Below are 19,199 nucleotides of genomic sequence, written 5' to 3'. Positions count from 1 at the left end.
AACAATACGGCACATTAATTAGTGTACAAGGAACACATGAACACCAATCAACTCCCCTTCTCCAAATGGCGTCGTAGCGGCCATCTAGTCTTTTTGTCCGGTGAGCTTCCGTTGGATACAGACGGCAGTATTCCCCTTGGTATCGAAGCACAGACACACCTGACAATGGAACGTATTGACAGGACACTGTCCAGCATTGACCTAGGCGTGCAGGATATTATCCAGGTTACGATTTACCTGACCGATGCTATGGATTTCGCTGTCTTTAATGCCACTTACCAGAAGCACTTCGCCGCCCCTTATCCTGTCCGAACGACCGTGGTCGCCCCTCTGGTGCTGCCTGGAGCACTCGTGGAAATTACCGTGGTTGCCGAAGACAAGGCGTATTTGGGCACGACACGATGACGAAACGCGAGATTCTGGTAATAGGCGCAGGTATGGTGGGCACCTGCACGGCGCTCGAACTGGTTTTACGTGGACATACCGTGAGTTTGCTGGACCGTCGCATGCCAGGCGAAGAAACCTCCTACGGCAACGCGGGAGTGATCCAGCGCGAAGCAGTGGAACCTTATTCCATGCCGCGCAAGCTAGGGTTTCTGTTGGCTGCGGCACTCGGCAACGACCCCAGCGTGAGCTATCACCCAACTGCCGTGCTGGCCATGCTGCCACGGTTATGGCAATACTGGCGTGCCTCAGCACCTGGTCGCCATGCATTGATCAGCCGCGATTATGCTGCACTTATCGCACATGCTACCAGTGAGCATGCCCGCTTGGTGAAAATGGCTGATGCGGGCATGTTAGTGCAGCGCGAAGGTTTGCGCATCGCATTCCGCAGCAGCATGCCATTTGCTGCAGCACTACAGGACGCCGTCCGCCTTGAGCGTCAATATGGCATAGCTTATCGTGCACTTGACAGCACTGAACTTGCACGCGCAGAACCGGCTTTTCGTACTTCGTTGGCAGGTGCGGTACACTGGCTGGACTCATGGAGCGTGTCTGATCCTGGCAAACTGGTGGAACGCTATGCCACCCTGTTCAGACAACAGGGCGGGCGTTTCATACAAGGCGATGGCCTGACGTTGCGCCAGCATGCCGCTGGCTGGCAAGTCGACAGTAACGAAGGCAGGATTCATGCCGAGCATGCGGTAGTGGCACTCGGCCCTTGGGCAGAAACCCTTACCCGGCGCCTTGGCTATCGCCTGCCATTGTTTGTCAAGCGTGGCTACCATCGCCACTACACAGGTGGGGGCCAGGTCATGGTCCCAACTCTGGACGCGGAACGTGGCTATGTCATGTCGTCGCAAGTCCGTGGACTACGCATTACAACAGGCGCAGAAATCGCCCGCGTTGATGCACGTCCAACGCCACGCCAATTGACACTGGCAGAGCAATCGGCCCGTCAGTTGCTGGACCTTGGCGCACCTGTTGAGTCCACTCCCTGGATGGGTAGTCGCCCCTGTGTCGCCGACATGCTGCCCATCATAGGTGACGCTGGCCTGCACGCCAACCTATGGTTCAACTTCGGACATGGCCATCAAGGCTTTACCCTGGGCCCAGCCAGCGCTCGCCTGCTGGCCGACCTGATCGACGGAGTACCTCCCTATATCAATGCGCAAGCGTACTCTGCACGGCGCTTCCTGGCGAATTAAGGATGGGCTCATCCTCTTCCAGGCAGATTCAATTGAACTGGCTAAAGTCCGGCTTGCGCTTCTGGAAGAAAGCCATGAATGCCTCTTTCGCTTCCGGTGCATTCAACATCGCTGAGAAGTATTTGTTTTCTTCTGTCATCTTGGCACTGATGGCGGCGGGTTGATTGCCTTTCATCAGGCGTTTGGTGGCGCGTATGGAGGCGGCTGGCAGGGCGACCAGTTTGGCGGCTTGTTGCTGGGCATAGGGCAGCAGTTCTTCCAGTGGCAGGACTTTATTGACGAAGCCGATTTCGAACGCTTCTGCGGCAGTGAAGGCTTCGCCGAGCATCAGTTTTTCTGCGGCACGCTGATAGCCGACGATTTGCTGGAATATCATGCTGGAAGCAAATTCAGGGCACAGGCCAAGCTGGGTGAATGGCATCGACAATTTGGCGTTCTCAGCCAGGTAAATCATGTCGCAGTGCATGAGCAGCGTGGTGCCTATGCCGACAGCGGCGCCGGAGACTGCGGCTATTACTGGCTTGCCTGATTCATTCAGGGCTTGCATGAATTGATAGACAGGTGGCACAGCGTCTGGCTCAGCCAGGCTGCGGGCGTTTTTCATGAAATCTTCAAGATCATTACCGGCGGTAAAAATTTCTGGCTTGCCAGTGATGAGGATGGCGCGTACTGCGACGTCTGCTTCTGCATCGCGCAGTGCATCTGCCATGGCCTGATACATGGCCTGGGTGATGGCGTTTTTCTTTTCTGGACGATTGAAGTTGATCGTCAAAATTCCATTTTCTTTTTGGGTCAGGATATCCATTATTGTTGTCTCTTAATGTCAGGTATTGATCAGGTAGATTGTGGTGCAGTAGTCAGCCATTGTAAGGCTTGCTGCCAAAGTGTGTTGCGGAACTGTGGGCGGAAAAAGCCAAAATGCCCTATGCGTCTGGCATCGACGTCTTTGGGATGGATATAACGGCGTTCAACCCTGGCATTGCTGTAATAGTCATGCATGCTGTCTATGCTGCGGCGGCTCATCATTTCATCATCGGTAAAGCTCATGCACAGTATGGGCTTGTGGATTTTATGGTGACCGGTTTGCATGGGGCTACCATCTTTCTCCACAAAATATTCAGGGCTGCGGCACCAGCGTGACCATTGATAAATCACACCCTTGGGCAAATCACCGACCTTGCGCATTTTCTTACCGGGGAAGTAACCCCAGATGCGGGTATATAAAGGCACGAGGAAATACCACATGAGCCAGACAAAGCGTTTCAGTTGCGGTGAATTATCACGCCAGTAGCCACTGCCGCAACCGACTGTCAGCATGCCATCAATGAGATGGTTGTCAGGTACCAGACCAGGCAGTTGCCCGCCGAGGGAATGTCCGACGATGAGAAGAGGCACATCGGGTTGCCATTCTTTTGCTGTCTTGAGAGCTGAATTGTAGTCATGCTCGGCCCAGACCAGGATGTCGGCATCGAAACCACGTAATGAATTGCGGTATTGCGTGGGTATGGATTCCCCCATGCCGCGGTAATCAAAACTCAGCACGGCAATGCCATTCTCTGCCAGAAATTCAGCGAAGGGTTCGTAAAAATTCTGCTTCACACCCATGGCCGCCGGCATGACGACGACTGATTTTATTGTGCTTGTGGGTGTGAATTTTTTTGCTGTCAGCGCGGTGCCGTCAGCAGTGATAATTTGTACCGTCTCCATCATGGCTCCTTCAAACTCAGCTCATTAAAAAAAACCGCGCAGAAAATACAGTCTGCGCGGTTGTTTTTGTTCAGGCAAGCAGCTTACATGCGTTCAAAAATACCTGCTGCGCCCATACCTGTACCTACGCACATGGTGACCATGCCGTATTTGAGGTTGTTGCGATGCAGAGCATGGATAGTCGTTGCCGAACGGATCGCGCCAGTTGCGCCCAGTGGATGGCCCAGGGCAATCGCGCCGCCCATAGGGTTTACCTTAGATGGGTCCAGACCCAGGTCTTGTACCACGGCCAGCGATTGTGCTGCGAAAGCTTCATTCAGTTCAAACCAGTCGATCTGATCTTGCGTGATGCCAGCGGCACGGCATGCTGCCGGGATGGCTTCTTTAGGACCTATGCCCATGATTTCTGGTGGTACGCCGCGTACTGCAAAAGAAGCGAAACGTGCCAGTGGTGTCAGGTTGAATTCCTTCAGGATTTTTTCGCTGACCAGGATCAGTGCACCAGCGCCGTCGGAAGTTTGCGAGCTGTTACCTGCAGTGACGCTGCCTTTGGCGGCGAATACAGGTTTCAGTTTTGCCAGGCCTTCGATGGAAGTATCTGGACGTGCACCTTCGTCACGGCTGACGGTACGTGTTTTCAGTTCGATTTCGCCAGTTGCCAGGTTAGGCACACGGTCGATGATATCGACAGAAGTTGTCTCAGCATCAAAGTAGCCAGCGTTTTGCGCGGCGATGGCACGTTGGTGCGACTGCAGGGCAAATGCATCCTGTGCTTCACGGGATACTTTCCATTGCTGGGCTACTTTTTCTGCTGTCAGACCCATGCCGTAGGCCATGCCTACGTTTTCATCTTTCAGGATAGCCATGTTCATCGATGGATTGTTACCCATCATAGGCACCATGGACATGGATTCGACACCACCGGCGATCATCACGTCAGCCTGGCCAACACGGATGCGGTCTGCCGCCATCGCAACAGCAGTGATGCCTGATGCGCAATAACGGTTGATGGTGACGCCACCGATAGTGTTAGGCAAACCTGCCAGCAAGATACCCATACGTGCCAGGTTCAGGCCTTGTGCGCCTTCAGGGAAAGAGCAACCGATGATCGCATCTTCAGCCAGCTTGGGATCAAGATTAGGTACTTGTGCAAAAGCGGATTGCAGTACGCGCACCAGCAAGTCATCAGGACGGGTGTTACGGAACATGCCACGACCAGATTTGCCGATCGGGGTACGGGTAGCAGAGACGATGTAGGCGTCTTGGAGTTGTTTAGTCATTTTTGATTACCTCAATTCGTTAAGGTCAGCTAAAACTTATTCTCAACAAAGACCCCTCAACACAGAGGCACAGAGACACAGAGGAAAGGCGGAGAAGATCGAGTTGCCAGGCTATTCTCTGTGTCAACTCTGTGTCTCAGTGTCTCAGTGGTGAGAGGTCTTGGATCTTAAGTTTTTCCTTTTTAATTACGGACTGGCTTGCCAGTTTGCATCATGCCCATAATGCGCTCTTGTGTTTTTGGATGATTCAGCAATTCCATAAACGCCTTGCGCTCCATGTCGAGCAGCCATTGCTCGCTGACCAGGCTGCCATTATCGATGTCACCACCGCAAACCACTTCAGCAATCATTTTGCCGAGTTTGAAGTCATGTGCAGAGATGAAGCCACCATCACGCATATTGATCAGTTGGGCAGCGATCGTGGCAATACCATGACGGCCAGTAACTGGTACCAGCTTGCGCAGTGGTGCGCGGTAACCGGCATCAAACATGGCGCGTGCTTCGACCTTGGCAACGTGCAGCAATTCGTAAGGGTTGAAGACGATAACGTCATCCGCAGACAAATAACCCATCTTCTGTGCTTCCAGCGCAGATTTGGAGACGGCGGCTGTGGCTGCGTTGGTGAAGTAATTTTTCAGGAACTGCAGCAAATCTGTGCCTTTGGCATCTGCCGCTGCACGTACTGCTGCTTCTTTCAAACCACCGCCGCCAGGAACCAGGCCTACGCCCACTTCGACCAGACCGATGTAAGACTCGATGGATGCCACGCGTTTTGCGGCGTGCATCATCAATTCGCAACCACCACCGAGTGCCAGACCGGATACGGCAGCAACGACAGGGATGTTGGCATATTTCAAAGCCTGATGTGCATCTTGCAGGCGGGAGATTGCTGGCTCGATTGCTTTAACACCGCCGGACATGAATAAAGGCAGCATGGCTTGCAAGTCAGCACCGGCAGAGAAGGCACCGCCGTCAGCCGCATCTGCACTCCAGATGACCAGACCCTTGAAGTTTTTCTCGGCTTCAGCGATGGCTTTTTCCATGCCTTCGATGACGCCTGGGCCAATCACGTGCATCTTGGTTTTCAGTGACAGGACCAGTACGTCGTCATTCTGATGCCAGATACGGACGGATTCATCTTCAAAGAAAGTCGTGCCGGCATTTGCACCTGTTGCCGCTCCTGTACCCAGTACTGGTGCACGGAAGGCCTGGCGATCGTACACTGCGAGAGTGGAACGTGGTGAGTAGCTAGCACTGGCTGGTGACCACGAGCCTTCGGCGGTATGAACACCGGTGCGGCCATCAAATACCCAGGCTGGCAGCGGTGCATTGCACAGTGCCTTGCCTGCGTCGATATCTTCCTTGACCCAGCCTGCCACTTCTTGCCAGCCAGATGCCTGCCATGTTTCAAACGGGCCTACATTCCAGCCAAAGCCCCAGCGCATCGCAAAGTCGATGTCGCGTGCATTGTCGGCTATCGTTGCGCCATGCACAGCGATGTAATGGAAGGCATCACGGAAAATCGCCCACAGGAACTGTGCCTGTACATTGGTCGATTCACGCAGGGTCTTCATTTTCTTGACCGGGTCTTTTTCTTTCAGCATGCGGGCGACAACGTCGTCAGCCTTGGCGCCGCCTGTCACATATTGTGCTGTGGCGAAGTCCAGACGCTGGATGTCCTTGCCGACTTTTTTGTAGAAACCGGCACCGGATTTTTGACCCAAAGCACCTGCAGCGACCAGTTTGGCCAGCACTTCAGGTGTTTTATAGACAGCGAAGAAAGGATCATCAGACAGATTGTCTTGCATGGTCTTGATGACATGGCCCATGGTGTCGAGACCAACCACGTCAGCAGTACGGAAAGTACCGGAAGAAGCACGGCCCAGTTTTTTGCCTGTCAGGTCATCAACGACATCGACGGTCAGACCAAATTTTTCTGCTTCATAAATCGTTGCCAGCATACCGAAGATACCGACGCGGTTGGCGATGAAATTAGGTGTGTCCTTGGCGCGTACTACACCTTTGCCCAGGGATGTCGTCAGGAAGCCTTCGAGCTGGTCGATGATTTCTGGACGGGTAGCGACGGTAGGGATCAATTCCACCAGGTGCATATAGCGCGGTGGGTTGAAGAAATGCACGCCGCAGAAACGGGCTTTCAGTTCTGCATCAAAGCCGTCAGACAGGGCTGTGATGGACAGGCCGGAAGTGTTGGATGCGAAAATCGCATTTGGTGCGATGTGCGGGGATACTTTTTTGTACAGATCATGTTTCCAGTCCATGCGTTCTGCAATGGCTTCAATGATCAGGTCACAACCGGCCAGCACGTCGAGGTTGTCTTCGTAATTGGCGACTTCGATCAAAGCGGCGTCATCCTTGTTGCCCAGTGGCGCAGGATTCAACTTTTTCAGGTTTTCGATAGCGCGCAGGACGATGCCGTTCTTAGGGCCTTCCTTGGCTGGCAAATCAAACAGGACTACAGGTATCTTTGCATTGATACAGTGAGCAGCAATTTGCGCACCCATCACGCCAGCGCCCAGAACGGCGACTTTTTTAACGATGAAATTGGTCATTTTTAACCTCAGGTAGAACGCCCCTTCCCATGTACATGGGAAGGGGCGCATGTTTGATTAGAACAAATCAGCTTCGAGTGCCAGCAAATTGGCAGAACCAGAACGTGCCTGGCGGATCAGCATCGCTGTTTCCGGATACAGGCGGGCAAAGTAGAAACGCACTGTTGCCAGTTTGGAGACATAGAACTTGTCGCCAGAATCTTGTTTTTCAAGAGCGATTTTTGCCATTTGTGCAAAGAAATAACTGTAGACCAGGTGACCGACTACGCGCAGATAAGGCACGGCAGCAGCGCCGACTTCGTCCGGATTCTGGAAGGCTTTCATGCCGATTTCCATAGTCAGCTTGGTGACCTTGTCGCCCAGCTCAGCCAGTGGAGTAACGAATTCTGCCAGTGCTTCGTTAGTGCCATTGGCCTCAACAAATGCCTGAACCTTGGCACCGAACTTGCGCAGTTTTGCGCCATTGTCCATCAAAATTTTACGGCCCAGCAAGTCGAGGGACTGTACTGTATTTGTGCCTTCATAAATCATGTTGATGCGGGCATCGCGTACGTACTGTTCCATGCCCCATTCAGCGATGAAACCGTGGCCACCGTATACTTGCAAGCACTCGGACGTTGCTGTCCAGGCATTGTCGGTGATGAAGGCTTTGATAACTGGTGTCAGCAGAGCGACTTCGTCCGCGCAATCTTTACGGACTTGTTCATCAGGGTGGTTCAGTTCTTTATCCAGTTGCAGGGCAACGTAGGAGCAGAATGCGCGTGCACCTTCTGCGTAGGCTTTTGCTGTGAACAGCATGCGGCGTACGTCAGCGTGGACGATGATAGGGTCAGCTGGCTTATCCGGTGCCTTAGGGCCAGACAGGCTGCGCATCTGGATACGGTCTTTGGCGTATACCAATGCGTTTTGGTAAGCGACTTCCGTCAGACCCAGACCTTGCATACCCACGCCCAGACGTGCGGCATTCATGAACACAAACATCGCATTCAAACCCTTGTTCGGGCCACCAATCAACCAGCCAGTTGCACCGTCCAGATTCATCTGGCAAGTAGAATTGCCGTGGATACCCATTTTTTCTTCGATCGCGCCGCAGAAAATAGGATTGCGTTCGCCATTGCTGCCATCTGCATTTGGCAGATATTTAGGAACGATGAACAAGGAGATGCCTTTCGAACCTTCTGGTGCGCCTGGCAAACGTGCCAGTACCAGATGGACGATGTTTTCTGACATATCGTGTTCACCGGCTGAGATGAAAATCTTTGCGCCTGTGATTTTGTAGCTGCCGTCAGCCTGTGGTTCTGCTTTGGAACGCAGCATGCCCAGGTCAGTACCGCAATGTGGCTCGGTCAGGCACATGGTGCCAGTCCAGTCGCCAGAGATCAGCTTGGGCAGGTACAGGGATTTTTGTTCTGGCGTGCCATGCTCATGGATACATTCATAGGCACCATGGGACAAACCCGGATACATGGACCAGGCCTGGTTCGATGAATTCAACATTTCATAGAAAGAATTGTTGACCACCAGTGGCAAGCCCTGGCCGCCGAATTCCGGGTCGCAAGACAATGCAGGCCAGCCAGCTTCCACGTATTGCTTGTAGGCTTCTTTAAAGCCTTTTGGTGTTGTGACGGTGTGGTTGGTCTTGTCGTGGTGGCAGCCTTCGCGATCACCGGAGTGGTTCAGTGGAAACAATACATTGGAAGTGAATTTGCCGCCTTCTTCCAAAATCTGGTTGATGATGTCGCCATCAACATCAGCATGCTTAGGCAGCTGTTTCAATTCTTCTTCTACATTCAACAGCTCATGCAACACGAACTGCATATCACGCAATGGAGCGATATATTGACCCATGATTTTCTCCTGACGGCAAAGTTAAAACGGTAAATGTGGATACTAAATTTTTTGCGACTGTGCCAGCTCAGGCTGTTACCTGCACTGGCGCGTAATACTCGATCATTCGTTCAAATCCGATCTCGGCACGGCCTACACTGCCCGGCTTGCGCAAGAAACGCGCATCATGGTGCAGGGCTAATATCAGGCCATACATTTCATACACAATCTGTTCAGGTTCGACATCATCACGCAAATGGCCCAGTTGTATCGCCTGTGCTGCGGCACGGTGCAAGGCACCCTGCCACGCGTGGACCATACCAACCAGTTCATCCCTGATAGGCCCTGCCCTGTCATCGTATTCGGCTGCACCGCTGATATAGATACAGCCAGATGCAATCTCAACCGTGACGCGCTTGACCCATAAGGCAAACATGGACTGCAAACGCGGCAGGCCACGTTCTTCTTTCATGCTTGGATAAAACACCTCTTGCTCGAAATGATGGTGGTACAACTTCAGCACTTCGATCTGTAAATCTTCACGCGAACCGAAATGGGCGAACACGCCAGACTTGCTCATGTTCATCTTGTCGGCCAGCAAACCTATGGTCAGCCCCTCGATACCATCACGGCTGGCAGCGTCCAGGGCTACGTCCAGAATGGCGGCGCGGGTCAGTTCCCCCTTGCGCATGAATTTTGATGTCATATTCATATTACATTGATTGTGTTGAAAAGATTCATGTCTGCCCGTAATGACCATTAAATGAAGCAAAAAGTGATGCAAACAAATGAATTTATCGAACGCTCGTACTATTATGCACAGCGCATGAAAAGTCAAACCAGATTCCGTCTTTAGAGGAGAGTATCTATTATGTTTTGCCTCCTGCCGTCTCGTTTTTTGTTCTCTGCTCAGTCCTGGCTGTGTGTGAGGTCCAGTTGTCGCCTGTCGCGCTTGGTGGGTCTGCCTGTCATTGCGGCAGTTGGTTCACGGAAATACTTCCTATCTTCCGCTGCCTTCGCGCGTTTTGCTGCGCTCTCTGCAGTTTCTTCATACATGGTCTGGGCGATGGTGGCCGAGCCACGGGTTTCCAGTATGCGCAAGACCCTGAGCTGCCACACTTGCTCCGCTTGCTGCACCTCGATCATGTCACCTACTTTGACATTATGTGCAGGTTTGACGCGCTGCCCGTTTTGCAGGGCGCGGCCCAGCTCTATGGCATTGGTGGCCAGGCTGCGGGTTTTAAAGAATCTGGCTGCCCATAGCCATTTATCGATACGGGTGGTTTCGCTCATGAAGGTTGTCGCTTTTATTTACCAGTTGTCCGGGCCAATTACCAAGCAGTATGACCCTAAAAAATACGTTCATTCTATTTTGATGCAATTTATGGCAGCTGTCAGTCAAATACAAGGCATTTTCGCCCAATGTTTGTGCATACAACAAAGCCCGTCATTAAGTTGAGCTATGTTGCAGTGCGCATAGACAATAAACTGAACGACCGTACAATTCGGCAAAGTTTTGCATTATTTTAAATACATTCGCTTGCTTGCCAATTTGGTCGGATCAGCTCATGAGCTCTGTTGAAGAACTAAGTGGAAAAAAGCGCGCAATTCTCATTGCCGCAGAGAAATGCTTTGCCGCCCAAAGTTACGAAGGTGTGTCCATACGCGACATTGCCCACGAGGCTGGCGTACCCATCGCCCTGATAGGCTATTACTTTGGCGCAAAGAATGAGTTGTATCACGCCATCTACGAACACCACAGTGGCTATATCGCAGAGCGCCTGAACGGCTTGCGCCATGCACGCACCCATAGCGCCCCCGGCACTACACTGGAAGCAATCATTGCCGCCTTTGTGCTGCCAGTATTAAAACTCAATGAAAAAGCCGAAGGCGCAAATTTTTCCCGCATGGTCATGCGCGGCGTGATTGACCAGCACGAAGCCAGCGACCGCATCACACGAGAATTCTACGACCCCATGGCCCGCGAATTCATCGCTGCCCTGCATGATGCCCTGCCCCATGCCTCTGCTGAAAGTGTTTACTGGAGTTATCAGTTTGCCCTGGGCGCATTACTGCACCATGTGGTCGATATTCGCATAGAACGACTGTCTGATGGTTTATGTCCAGCCCGCCAGGCTGAACTGGCGGCACCGTTCTTGCTGCGCTTTATCACTGATGGCATCAAGGCAGCCACGCGGGTGGGCTGAAGCACTGGCCTGTGTCACAATACAGGCCAAATAGACTCGCATGCACACAAATGGAAGCCATCATCTTCATAGGATTGCAGGCCAGCGGTAAATCTACTTTTTTCAAAGAACACTTTTTCAATAGCCACCTGCGTGTCAGCAATGATTTGCTGAAAACCAAAAACCGCCAGCAACGCCTGCTGGATTTTTGTTTTGACACCAGCATGCCCTTTGTCATTGACAACACCAATCCAACAAGAAAAATCCGGGCCAGCTATCTGGAACAAATCAAGGCCAGGCAATGGCCGGTGATTGCGTATTACTTCAAGACTGATCTCGACAGAGCGCTGGCATGGAATAGCCAGCGGCAAGGCAAAGACCTGGTTCCCAAAGTTGGCATACTGGATACACACAGAAAATTGAAAATCCCTGATGATGATGAGGGTTTTGATCGCTTGTATTACGTCGATTTGATAGATGGTAAATTGACTGCCACTGATTGGAAAAAATGAAGTTTGATGAACTGGAAAAAATCATGCGCGGCTATGAAACAGCGCATGACGATTACGTCCCCACTGGAAGGTATATGATTGCCCGCATTGATGGCCGCGGCTTTACCCGCCTGACCAAAGAAACTTGCGCGTTTGAAGCGCCGTTTGACATCAGGTTTCGCGACCTGATGATGGAAACCTGCAAGCACCTGATGAATTGCGGCTTCAAGGTCATCTACGCCTATAACCAGAGCGACGAAATTTCCTTGCTGTTTGACCTGCATATCAATGCCTTTGGCCGCAAATTAAGAAAATACAATTCCCTGCTGGCAGGTGAAGCCTCAGCCAAATTCAGCCTCATGCTGGGCCAGGTAGCTGCCTTTGATTGCCGCATCTGCCAGTTGCCTAGCCAGAATCTGGTCGTCGATTATTTTCGCTGGCGCAATGAAGATGCCAACAGAAATGCCCTGAACGCGCATTGCTACTGGCAACTCAGGAAAGAGGGCAAGTCACAAAACGAAACCACCAGCTTCATATAAGGCAAGTCACTGGCCGAGAAAGAAGCTTTGCTGCAAAGCAGGGATATCAACTTCAACACCCTGCCACTATGGCAAAAGCGCGGCACTGGCCTGTACATGGTCGACGAAGAAAAAATCGGTTTTAACCCAAAAGAAAATAAAGAAGTTGTCAGTACAAGAAAAGTCTTGAAGACTGACTATGAATTGCCGCAGGGGGACGCATATAGTGAATTCTTGTGGCATCTTATAAGCAGCCAAAGTACTTGATCTTGCATCATCAAATTTATCAGGAAAAAATGACTCAAGAATCCTATCAAGAGCAGATGAACTACTGGCTAGATTTATGGAAAAAAGGGGAACCTGTATTACCTCTTTTGATATCAGTATGTGAAGAAGGTATTGCAAAAACAGGTGAAACAAGTTTTTTCTCGAATGCTCCAATTGAGGTACAGGAGCGCATACTCGAAGATATCCAGCTCTTTCGACAACATGGGTCCAGAGTGTTTTTTATAGTGGGAGGAAACTTCTATCATGACAAAACCAAGGAAATGGAGAAAGTGATAGAGATACTTGAAACGGGCAACTTGATCGATAAAGAAGCCATTAAGGTATTGCCATTACCAAATGCCATAGAGGGCGTTACGTTCATTCATGGTGGAGAACTTTTGCAAGAAATACTGAAATATGATCCCACACTAAGCGATTGCAGTTTTACAGAATTCTCAATACGACGAACTATCCCTCATTATTCTGCAAAGTACATAGCAGAATTTTCTATACTGTTCGAACACTTCGTGCGCAATTACCTAGACGACGAAAAATTTGAACGGAGATTGGTTTCACGATGGGCAGCGAGTTTTGCACTCACAGATGCAATTCAACAAGCAGCACAGCTGGAAAAAATATTTTTCCCTACAATGTCTATCGAGAAACAGAAAATTGGTAACCGACATTACTACGAAGTCAGGTTAAATGATTTCTTTGGGCACTCTACGGTTTTTCTTTGCAAGGAAATTAAACTTGCAAAATTAGAACATTTGAAAATCGATGACGAGAACTGCTCAGGCGAATAACAGATGCCGAATGACCACCACGATACCAGGACACAGCAAATCCCCTTTCAAGCCTATTTGCTGGCCCCCATGTTTGCACCGCTTACCTGGTTGCTTGCTGCTGTGGCGACAAATCTTTATGGCCGCGGACTGAGTCTGGGTGCATTTGCCATGCAGTTCTTGTTCATGCTGTTCTTGCTGTTGGGTTCCTATGCATTGTGCACACCTTTGCTGCATATCTGGGCGGGGCTGGTGCGCAAGCCACAAAAAAACAAATACGCAGGATTTATAGTTGCCGCAATCGCTGCTCTGATACAAGGCATGCTGTATGCGCAGCCCTGGTTTCAGTATGCTCGGCATTCAACGCAAAACCTCGCATATCTGGTATTCATGCTGCTCACCAGCCTCTGCATGTTTGTGAGCCTGAAAAACCTGTTCTCGCCAGCAAATCAAAACAGCTACCCTGTTAGTTTGGCATGGCTGAGCAAACAGCCCAGCGCCTGGGGTTTATTTTCATTATTCAAAGGTGTTTTAGCCCTGTTCATCATTTGTCCGGCAAGCTATTTGAATTCACTGCCACCCCTGAGTTTCAATTTCTCCAGTTTGTTTAACTTTTTATATAAACAGGGGAATTTTGCCGAAGAAGCATTTGCAGCATCTGTGTTTGATATCAATCCAGGACATTTTCTGACCTGGTGTTTTTACAGCACTGTCATACTGGCGGTAGCCGCAATGGCATCTGCACTACAGGCCAAAATACGGGGGAGGATACTTTGTACCGTGCAGCAGGCTGCGTCTGCGGTGCACTTGCGCTGGCAGTTTTCGATACCAGACTGGCGGTGTATGCGGGGCTTGCTTATGGTATTGCTTCATATATTCTGAAACTGAGAACGGAAAAACAGGAATTCACTCAAGCGCCAACTATCCAGCCTTCCAGCACATCAAATTCTGGCAAGCCATAATTCTGATCCCGTCTCTGCCAGGCCCAGGCAGCAAGTAGCATACACAGCACGGCATCAAGCAAATCAGCGCTGCCGTCTGCTATGAGTTCTGTTTTGTAGCTTCCCAAATCCAGCTTGAGTTTCCAGGGTGTCGCTCCCGCTTCCAAAGCGGCGGCGATCAGCTCACGTGCTTGCTGGCGTTCTGGTGTTTGCTTGTTCTTGTCATCGCTTTTATACGACGCTTTGGTGATGCTGCGTGCCACCATGCCGGGGTAAGCTTCGAGGGCGATGCGTTGCGGGTCGCCTTCATACATGCCGGGGATGCTGACACCGGCATCCAGTAAACGCGGAGCACCTGCGTGCAGCATATAGGCGACGGGGGGATTCACCCATTTCATCGAGGGTGAAGAGCCGGCAGGTATATCCGTTGCCCTGTGGGCGAATTTATTACCGACGGCACGGTCATCACAAAAGGCCTTGAATTGTAGGCGTAGTTCTGCGCGCGTTTGTGTTTGCAAGTGGCGCATCAAATCTGGCCAAGTGACTGGCCAGCGCAGATGCTCTACCAGTTCGCGCGGCAGCGAAAATGGTAAATCGAATCCTGCCAGCCAGGGGCCGTCCTGCATGAGCCAGTTATCAAATGCAGTGAAGTCACTCAGTGTTTGCAGGGATTCCAGGCGCAGTACATCGTCTTGCATCTGACCGCTGGCAATCGTAATGCCTTTGCGGCGCGATGGTGCCGAGGTGAAATCCACACCATGCAATTTCATCCGTAATGCCCAAAGGTGACGATGCGCATGAGGCCGCGATAGATCAGATAAGCTGTGCCATACCAGGCCCGCTTGTACCAGGCTTTTTTGTGCACATCTTCGGCAAGGATTTCCGTCCCATCGGCAATACCCAATTCCAGCTCATGTGCGAGGCTGGCGGCAAAGGTTTTGTCGCGGATAACGACATTGGCTTCGTGATTGACGAACAGGCTGAGGCCATCAAAATTGCTGGAGCCTACCGTTGCCCAGTCTTCATCAATGACCGCAACTTTGGCGTGCAATTGCGTCTTGCGGTATTCGACGATGCGCACGCCTGCCGCCAGCAATTTGGGGTAAAAAGATTGAGATACCGCATCTTGCAGAGCGAACTGACCAACGCCTAGCAGTAGCACCACATCTACGCCACGGGTGGCTGCAGACACCAGGGCACGGCGGAATTTTCTGCCGGGTGCAAAGTAAGGCGTCACCAGGATCGCTCGTGATCTTGCCATGCCCAACGCCTGCAGGTAGGCGCGTTGTATGGTGGCGCGGTTACGCAGATTGTCACGCACCACCAGTGCCGCCGCAGTAATTTGCTTGCCGGCGACCTTGGCATCGGCACGCAAGTGCTTCATCAATTCCAGACGGGTACGCAAACCCAGCTTGCCCAGTTTGCGCCATTGTGATTCCACTTCGAGATGGATATAGGCAACAAGGGGGCCGGTGACTGTAACGGCAAAGTCCCAGCGCGGATAAGGCAGGGCAATGCCAGAGCCGTCGTCGGCAATATTGTCATCGATGATATTCAAGCCGCCAACGATGGCAAGCTGCCTGTCAACCACACAGATTTTTCTATGGGTGCGTGCCAGGCCGCGCTTGAACCAGGGATTAAAACAGCGGCAGGCTACTCCCTGTTCATTAAAGTCTTGCGTGAGTACCAGTGCCGCCTGGCGGTCACTGCCTATCCAGTCTATGACCACCCTGACCTGCACGCCACGCGCCACCGCCTGCACCAGCGCCGCCTGCACGGCTTGTGCTGTCTGGTCAGCAGCGAAGATATACGACTCCAGATAGACTTCATGCTGTGCCTGATTGATCGCCTGGATCAGGGCGGGGAAAAACTGTGCGCCACTGTGCAGGAGCTCAACGTCATTCCCTTCTATGAAATGCAGTTTGCTCATGGGCTTTTAGTCTGTCCCAGCAACTCCAGGCTGGCCGTGATGGGTACATGATCAGACAAAGTCGACCAGGGTGCCCCTTTCATGACTTGCGCCTCTTCTACCCTGAAGCCACGCAGATACACACGGTCCAGACATAACCAGGGCAGGCCTGCAGGGAAAGTACGGGCATGGCGACCGTTTTTTTTGCTCAACATGCTACGCATGTTCTTCAGTGAAAAGCGGGATGCAGTATGCTGGGCATCGATATCAAAGGCTTCAATCACCCCCAGCTCCTGATACAGGGTCTGGCTCAGACGCTGGCTCCAGTCATTGAAGTCACCTGCGATCACCAGCGGAGCATCGGCTGGAAGGTCTCGCTTGATGGTATGTATCAGCGTCTGTATCTGGCGGCGTCGGCTGGCGGCAAACAAGCCGAGGTGGATGACAAAGCAATGTACCTGAACCTGATCCACCAGCACGATGGCATGCAGTATGCCGCGCTGCTCATAGGCGTGGTCAGAGACATCGTGATTGACAAACGAGGCAATCGGATAACGGCTCAGCAAGGCATTACCATGATGGCCATGTTCATACACAGCATTCATGCCATACACGGCTTCATGGGATTGCCCGGCCAGAAAATCATGCTGGCTCTCTTGCGGCCATAGTGTGTGGTTTTCTGCATGCAGGTCATGTTGCCCCTGCACTTCCTGCAAAAAAACCAGGTCTGCATCAAGCAAGTCTATCGCTTCCTTGATGCCATGGATGCGTGCCTTGCGGCCAAATGCACTGACGCCCTTGTGAATATTGTAGGTGGCAATGCGCAGCTTCATGGTGCTTCCCTTTAGCTTGTTAAACCTTCATCAGCTTCGGTAGTTGCAATATGGCTTCGGCATTCGATGCGGAAAAACACTTGTCCGCTGCCTCCTGCCAGGGCAACCATAGATATTGCAAGTGTTCTCGCGGGGCCAGCCTGACCACAACATCAGGGCTGACACACAGGCCAAACACATGCTCGGTATTTTTTGTCACGCCCGGAGCATAGCGATGACGCCATACCGGGTAGATCTCATATATATTGGTCAAACCCCAATCCTGCAAGTCATGTTGCAGGGCATCTATGCCGGTTTCTTCTGCCACTTCCCGGATGGCGGTGCTTTGCCAGGCTTCGTCGATGGCATCTTTCGACCCTGTGACAGATTGCCAGAACCCTGGCTTGTCAACACGCTCCAGCAAGAGTACATCGAGTGCAGCGGTGTAAATAACTACCAGTACAGATTCAGGGATTTTATACGTTGACATGCCAGGCCGAACAGGTGATCCGGAGTTTTCAAAACCACCATTCTAACCCCTTTGACGCATCCATATTTGATACAGCAAAGTAAAACGGCATTCCTTGAGCAATAAGCTCAAAAGAATGCCGTCAATGAGCGTCACCACAACATGGCAACGGTGGCCGGAAGTATATTTTCCTGATTGCCCGGTATGGCTTATTTCTTCTCGAAGTAAGTTCCTACGCAGACCATGCTGTCCCCGGCTCCACGTTCGCAATAAGAGCGTTTCAGTTCATAGCTTTGTGTCGCTGGATTATTGAACTTATAGGGACCATACCAGCCCTTGGACGAGGTTTTCACCAGGTCTATCATGCCTTTGATGAAGGCATTGCCATCCACATCTTTCATGCTCATGAGGTTTTTGCCGACCATTTTTGCATTCGCCCCCTGTGCCAGGCAATTGCCTTCAAAGTCATACACGAAGACATATAAGTCTTTTTCCTTGAATGCACCATCGGGATGATCAGTGAAGACTTTGTAGGCTTTTTCTGCACCAGCTGATTTGACCAGGGCAACTGCTTTTTTGACCATGTCCTGCGCCTCGGCTTCAGTTCCATGCTCACCTGCTGCTTGTGCGAACGGTGCACATACAAGCATACCGATTATTGCTGGCAATAGTTTTGCTGAAAAACATCCCATCTTAATCCCTTTATAAGTAAATACTTACCATCGGTGCAAGTACCACAATGTGGTCTACTTGTTTCTTTATAGCAGCTTTTTTTGGCTATGCTGTTAAAGGAAACAAGAGTTTACATTGAAGGATTTTTATTGCATCGCCATAGATCCACAACAAAGAAAAGCAAATTAATCGGCTCGCTGCCAGCACACTAGTCAACTTTTAATAATGCATGCGATGCAGCAAAATGCAAAAAAGGCCTGCAAAGCAGGCCTTTCAGGTCAGGCAAATAAAAACGCCAATGCAGACTTATTTCTTCACAGGCACTGCAGGAGGCAGTTCTTTTTCCTGCAACTGTCTGACTTGCGGCACCAGTTTGTTGTGCGCATCCAGGAAGGCAGCAACGATGACCTTGGCTTCATTGGTATTGCTCCAGCCCGCGCCAAAGCCACCACCGGCAGCACCAAAGCTTAAACCACCCATGCCCAGGTCAGTGGTCTTGGCAGACCCGGTGGCAGCAGCCAGTTGCTCGGTAGTTTCATTGTCAGTCAATAACAAAACCACTTGTGCTTCCTTGAAACTGACTTTCTCGGCGTAGCCAGTAAAATTCCTGAGGATAGGGATCATGCCCATGATGGCACCAATACCGCCGCCAGCCTTGCTTTCAGAAAAAGTCAGGCTGGGGGTAATCGTGTATTGCGCTTCATAGCCTTTGCCCTTGGACACCGTAGAATTTTTACGGATGATGCCCTGGTCCTTGAGCTCCTGCTCCTGTATCACGGCCTTCAAACCAGACGAACGATCCACCACGCGGAAGCAACCGCTTTGTTGTGCCAGCAATCGTATCAAAGGCACGGGTGAAGACGGCAGGTTGTACTGACTGCTCAGGGTATAACCATTCGGGTTCTCGACCAGTGACAGGGTCGCCACCGGCGCATCGCATTTCACCAGAGTCTTGCTGGCGCCCTTGGCACCAGCAGGACCGGCAGCGCCTGTCACTTCAGAAGAACCTTCGCCCAGCTCGGTTTTCTTTTCTCCACAAGCGGCGAGTAACAAACTGCTGCTCAACAATAAAAATAAGGCTGTCTTGTTATTCACTTGCATACTCTTTTCATTGTT

Annotated in this window: 20 protein-coding genes; 7 read left to right on the top strand and 13 right to left on the bottom strand. The window is 51.3% G+C overall.

Annotated features, from left to right (window positions below; all coding sequences use genetic code 11):
- The first annotated feature begins 36 nt into the window (after nt 1-36).
- Complete coding sequence (locus UNDYM_RS03595) at nt 37-405, top strand: RidA family protein (protein ID WP_162039813.1); 369 nt, start codon at nt 37-39, stop codon at nt 403-405.
- The gene (locus UNDYM_RS03590) at nt 402-1,649 is read left to right on the top strand and encodes an FAD-binding oxidoreductase (protein ID WP_162039812.1); all 1,248 of its coding nucleotides are present in this window, start codon (nt 402-404) and stop codon (nt 1,647-1,649) included. The genes UNDYM_RS03595 and UNDYM_RS03590 overlap by 4 nt, the downstream gene beginning before the upstream one ends.
- Before the next feature lie 28 nt (nt 1,650-1,677).
- Here UNDYM_RS03590 and UNDYM_RS03585 read toward each other — a convergent pair whose 3' ends face one another.
- The 7 genes from UNDYM_RS03585 to UNDYM_RS03555 form a co-directional block, all read right to left on the bottom strand.
- Nucleotides 1,678-2,454, bottom strand: coding sequence for an enoyl-CoA hydratase (locus UNDYM_RS03585; protein ID WP_162039811.1), 777 nt, complete (start codon nt 2,452-2,454; stop codon nt 1,678-1,680).
- Nucleotides 2,455-2,483: 29 nt separating this feature from the next.
- Nucleotides 2,484-3,356: an alpha/beta fold hydrolase gene (locus UNDYM_RS03580; protein ID WP_162039810.1), complete on the bottom strand. Its 873-nt coding sequence runs from the start codon at nt 3,354-3,356 to the stop codon at nt 2,484-2,486.
- 83 nt (nt 3,357-3,439) lie between these two features.
- A complete protein-coding gene (locus UNDYM_RS03575) occupies nt 3,440-4,636 on the bottom strand; it encodes an acetyl-CoA C-acyltransferase (RefSeq protein WP_162039809.1) in 1,197 nt (398 codons plus the stop codon).
- Between the two features lie 182 nt (nt 4,637-4,818).
- Nucleotides 4,819-7,206: a 3-hydroxyacyl-CoA dehydrogenase/enoyl-CoA hydratase family protein gene (locus UNDYM_RS03570; RefSeq protein WP_162039808.1), complete on the bottom strand. Its 2,388-nt coding sequence runs from the start codon at nt 7,204-7,206 to the stop codon at nt 4,819-4,821.
- A gap of 57 nt (nt 7,207-7,263) precedes the next feature.
- Entirely contained in the window at nt 7,264-9,054 is a 1,791-nt protein-coding gene (locus UNDYM_RS03565; protein WP_162039807.1) for an acyl-CoA dehydrogenase C-terminal domain-containing protein, read from the bottom strand.
- 67 nt (nt 9,055-9,121) lie between these two features.
- Nucleotides 9,122-9,724 carry a TetR/AcrR family transcriptional regulator gene (locus tag UNDYM_RS03560; RefSeq protein ID WP_110255560.1) on the bottom strand — a complete coding sequence of 201 codons (603 nt, stop codon included), beginning with the start codon at nt 9,722-9,724 and terminating at the stop codon, nt 9,122-9,124.
- Nucleotides 9,725-9,942: 218 nt separating this feature from the next.
- Nucleotides 9,943-10,326: an RNA-binding S4 domain-containing protein gene (locus tag UNDYM_RS03555; protein WP_162039806.1), complete on the bottom strand. Its 384-nt coding sequence runs from the start codon at nt 10,324-10,326 to the stop codon at nt 9,943-9,945.
- A 275-nt stretch (nt 10,327-10,601) separates the two neighbouring features.
- Here UNDYM_RS03555 and UNDYM_RS03550 point away from each other — a divergent pair, with 275 nt between their 5' ends.
- The 5 genes from UNDYM_RS03550 to UNDYM_RS03530 all read left to right on the top strand — a co-directional run bounded on the left by UNDYM_RS03550 (nt 10,602) and on the right by UNDYM_RS03530 (nt 14,162).
- A complete protein-coding gene (locus tag UNDYM_RS03550; protein ID WP_162039805.1) occupies nt 10,602-11,240 on the top strand; it encodes a TetR/AcrR family transcriptional regulator in 639 nt (212 codons plus the stop codon).
- A gap of 50 nt (nt 11,241-11,290) precedes the next feature.
- Nucleotides 11,291-11,731, top strand: coding sequence for an AAA family ATPase (locus tag UNDYM_RS03545; RefSeq protein WP_162039804.1), 441 nt, complete (start codon nt 11,291-11,293; stop codon nt 11,729-11,731).
- A complete protein-coding gene (locus tag UNDYM_RS03540; protein ID WP_197740974.1) occupies nt 11,728-12,249 on the top strand; it encodes a tRNA(His) guanylyltransferase Thg1 family protein in 522 nt (173 codons plus the stop codon). The genes UNDYM_RS03545 and UNDYM_RS03540 overlap by 4 nt, the downstream gene beginning before the upstream one ends.
- Before the next feature lie 275 nt (nt 12,250-12,524).
- Nucleotides 12,525-13,301, top strand: a complete 777-nt coding sequence (locus UNDYM_RS03535; RefSeq protein WP_162039803.1) for a hypothetical protein — start codon at nt 12,525-12,527, stop codon at nt 13,299-13,301.
- Nucleotides 13,302-13,304: 3 nt separating this feature from the next.
- The gene (locus tag UNDYM_RS03530; RefSeq protein ID WP_162039802.1) at nt 13,305-14,162 is read left to right on the top strand and encodes a hypothetical protein; all 858 of its coding nucleotides are present in this window, start codon (nt 13,305-13,307) and stop codon (nt 14,160-14,162) included.
- 28 nt (nt 14,163-14,190) lie between these two features.
- Here UNDYM_RS03530 and UNDYM_RS03525 read toward each other — a convergent pair whose 3' ends face one another.
- From UNDYM_RS03525 to UNDYM_RS03500, 6 genes are all read right to left on the bottom strand, one after another.
- A complete protein-coding gene (locus tag UNDYM_RS03525) occupies nt 14,191-14,991 on the bottom strand; it encodes a DUF429 domain-containing protein (protein ID WP_162039801.1) in 801 nt (266 codons plus the stop codon).
- On the bottom strand, nt 14,988-16,151 hold the full coding sequence (locus UNDYM_RS03520) for a phosphatidylserine/phosphatidylglycerophosphate/cardiolipin synthase family protein (protein WP_162039800.1): 1,164 nt from the start codon (nt 16,149-16,151) through the stop codon (nt 14,988-14,990). The genes UNDYM_RS03525 and UNDYM_RS03520 overlap by 4 nt, the downstream gene beginning before the upstream one ends.
- Nucleotides 16,148-16,963: an endonuclease/exonuclease/phosphatase family protein gene (locus tag UNDYM_RS03515; protein WP_162039799.1), complete on the bottom strand. Its 816-nt coding sequence runs from the start codon at nt 16,961-16,963 to the stop codon at nt 16,148-16,150. The genes UNDYM_RS03520 and UNDYM_RS03515 overlap by 4 nt, the downstream gene beginning before the upstream one ends.
- A 19-nt stretch (nt 16,964-16,982) precedes the next feature.
- Complete coding sequence (gene nudB / locus UNDYM_RS03510) at nt 16,983-17,432, bottom strand: dihydroneopterin triphosphate diphosphatase (protein WP_162039798.1); 450 nt, start codon at nt 17,430-17,432, stop codon at nt 16,983-16,985.
- A gap of 188 nt (nt 17,433-17,620) precedes the next feature.
- Nucleotides 17,621-18,061 (bottom strand): cache domain-containing protein, encoded by a 441-nt coding sequence (locus UNDYM_RS03505; RefSeq protein WP_162039797.1) that lies wholly within the window; start codon nt 18,059-18,061, stop codon nt 17,621-17,623.
- Nucleotides 18,062-18,389: 328 nt separating this feature from the next.
- Nucleotides 18,390-19,178: a CsgG/HfaB family protein gene (locus UNDYM_RS03500; RefSeq protein ID WP_370529434.1), complete on the bottom strand. Its 789-nt coding sequence runs from the start codon at nt 19,176-19,178 to the stop codon at nt 18,390-18,392.
- Nucleotides 19,179-19,199: the final 21 nt, after the last annotated feature.

It is taken from the genome of Undibacterium sp. YM2 (assembly GCF_009937975.1).
Taxonomy (GTDB): domain Bacteria; phylum Pseudomonadota; class Gammaproteobacteria; order Burkholderiales; family Burkholderiaceae_D; genus Undibacterium.
This window is presented reverse-complemented; position numbering and strand designations above follow the sequence as displayed.